Origin of the sequence: Sutterella parvirubra YIT 11816, from assembly GCF_000250875.1 — a bacterium.
In the GTDB taxonomy this organism is placed as follows: Bacteria; Pseudomonadota; Gammaproteobacteria; order Burkholderiales; family Burkholderiaceae_F; genus Sutterella; species Sutterella parvirubra.
Genome location: NZ_JH605004.1, coordinates 37,558 through 40,291, shown reverse-complemented (window position 1 = coordinate 40,291; position 2,734 = coordinate 37,558). Strand labels below are relative to the sequence as shown.

Genomic DNA, 2,734 nt, shown 5'->3' with positions numbered 1-2,734 from the left:
GGTGCTATCACGGTCACTCGGACGCGCTCCTCGTCAAGGCGGGTTCGGGCCTCCTCACCTTCGGCAACCCCTCGTCCTCCGGCGTCCCCGCCTCCGTCACCGAACACACGCTCGTTCTCGAGTACAACAACCCGCAGCAGCTTGAAGAAGCCTTCGCGAAGTACGGCGACGACATCGCCTGCGTCATCGTCGAAGCCTTCGCCGGCAACATGAACCTCGTGCGCGGCACGCAGGAATTCATCGACACGATGCGCCGCCTCTGCACGAAGCACGGCGCGCTTTTGATCGTCGACGAAGTGATGACGGGCTTCCGCGTGGCGCTCCACGGCGCCCAGTCGCTCTTCAACGTCACCCCCGACATCACGATGTTGGGCAAGGTGATCGGCGGCGGGATGCCGGTCGCCGCCTTCGGCGGGCGCGCCGACATCATGGAAAAGATCGCCCCGAAGGGCGCCGTCTACCAGGCGGGCACGCTCTCCGGGAACCCGGTCGCCGTCGCCTGCGGCATGGCGACCTTGAAGGAAATCCAGCGTCCGGGCTTCTACGACGAGCTCGGGGGCCAGACGAAGAAGCTCGTTGACGGCCTCACCGCCGCCGCGCGCGACGCGGGCGTGCCCTTCAGCGCCGACAGCGTGGGCGGCATGTTCGGGATCTACTTCCTCCCCGAGCGCCCCACGGGCTTCGCCGACGTGATGAAGGCCGACCAGCAGGCCTTCAACCGCTTCTTCCACGAAATGCTCGGCCGCGGCGTCTACTTTGCGCCTTCGACCTTCGAAGCGGGCTTCGTCTCGATCGCCCACTCGGACGACGTGATCGCGCAGACGGTGGAGGCCGCCCGCGGCGCCTTCGCCGAAGTCGCGAAGCACCTCTGATCGACCAACCCCCCGCCGCCAGAAGTATGACGACGTTCTTCTCCAAACTCATCCGGGGCGCCGCGGCCTTCGCCGCGTCGCTCCTCATCCTCGCCCCCGTCACCACCCCGGCTCACGCGGCCGGAGACAACGGCGGGTGGCTCTCCGCCATCGACCACGCCAAGGGTCCCAAGACGAATGAGCCCCACGTCCGGGCGAAGATCATCGCGGAGAACACGTCGCTCACGCCTCAGGCGGAAAACCGTCTCGCGGTCGTGCTGGAGCACGCCGACGGCTGGCACACCTACTGGCGCATGCCCGGCGACGCCGGGCTCGTCACCGAGTTCACCTTCACGAAGCCGTCGAACATCAAGGTGACGCCCCCGCGCTTTCCTTTGCCTGAGCGCATCCGCACGGGCGAGCTGATCGGCTTCGGCTACGAAGGGACGACGGCCTTCCCCTTCACGGTGGAGGTGCCCCGCCAGGTCCGCTTCGGCGACCGCGTGACGATTTCGGTGAAGGTCGACTACCTCGCCTGCGCGGACGTCTGCGTCCCCGGCACGGCGAACGCCTCGATCCGGCTCCCGCTCGCCGTGGTCGGCAAACCCAGCGGCGACGAAGCCGCGATCAAGGAAGCCGAATCCCTCATCCCCGAGACGATCGCGACCGACGCCGTCCGCGCGGTGATCGACGAAAACCGCATCCGCATCGAAGTGGCCCCCTCGGCCGGGATCGTCGAGCACACGCTCGACTTCTTCCCGTTGGAGGACGACGTCCTGAAGCTCGCGACCGATCCGGTCGCGTCGATCACGCCCGAAAACCGCACGATCCAGGTCGAAGCGGCCGCCGACTTCGCCGCCGAGCCGCGCGAGAAGATTTCCGGGGTCCTCGTCGCCGACGGCGGACCCGCGGAAGGCGGCTGGGCGATCGAAACCGAGATCCCCCTGGTGAAGGGCGCCGTGGCGCCTCTGCCCGTTCAGGCCTCGGCCGCGGCGCAGACGAACGGCGTCGAAGGCGTCCCCGCCGCCGCGCCCGTCCCCGCGGTTCCCGTCTCGAACGCGCCCTCGCTGGGCGCGTTGACCGCGATCTTCTTCGCGTTCGTGGGCGGGATCATCCTGAACCTCATGCCCTGCGTCTTCCCGGTCTTGTCGTTGAAGCTCCTGCAGTTGGTCGACGCGGCCAGGAAGGGCGAAGCCATCGCGCGCCACGGCATCGCCTTCACGGCGGGCGTCTGCGCGACGATGCTGGCGCTCTCGGGCGTCCTTCTCGCGCTTCGCGGCGCGGGCGCCGCCTTGGGTTGGGGGTTCCAGCTTCAGAACCCCGCGGTCGTCGCCGGGCTCATTCTCCTTTTCGGCGCGATCACCGCAAACCTCGCCGGGCTCTATGAATTCACCCTCGGCACGGGCGTCGCCAACATGTCCTTTGCGAAGGCGAAGAAGGACGGCGTTCCGCAGTCCTTCCTCACGGGCGTTCTCGCCGTCATCATCGCGAGCCCCTGCACCGCGCCCTTCATGGGGGCGGCGTTGGGCTATGCGTTGACGGCGACCGTGCCCGTCGCCGTCGCCGTCTTCCTCGCGTTGGGCCTCGGGATGTCGCTTCCGTGGCTGCTCCTTTGCATCTTCCCCGCCTGGGCCGCGTGGCTTCCGAAACCCGGCCCCTGGATGGAGACCTTCCGGAAGGTGATGGCCGTCCCGATGGCGCTCGCCATCCTGTGGTTGGGTTGGGTCCTCTCGAAGCAGGTCGACTTCTTCGGGATGATGGTGGTCGTGGCCGGTCTCGCGTCCCTCATCGTCGCCCTCTGGCTCCTGGGCCGCGAGCAGTGGGGCCGCGGGAAGAACCGCCCGCTCATGCTCTTCCTCCTCGTCCTTTCGATCGCCGGGGCC

Annotated in this window: 2 protein-coding genes; both read left to right on the top strand. The window is 68.1% G+C overall.

Annotated elements, in window-relative coordinates:
* The coding region (locus HMPREF9440_RS08320) for a glutamate-1-semialdehyde 2,1-aminomutase (protein WP_040765032.1) at positions 1-872 on the top strand (872 nt) is incomplete at its 5' end.
* A gap of 26 nt (positions 873-898) precedes the next feature.
* A partial coding sequence (locus HMPREF9440_RS10755) for a cytochrome c biogenesis protein CcdA (RefSeq protein ID WP_008543265.1) occupies positions 899-2,734 on the top strand: 1,836 nt, incomplete at its 3' end.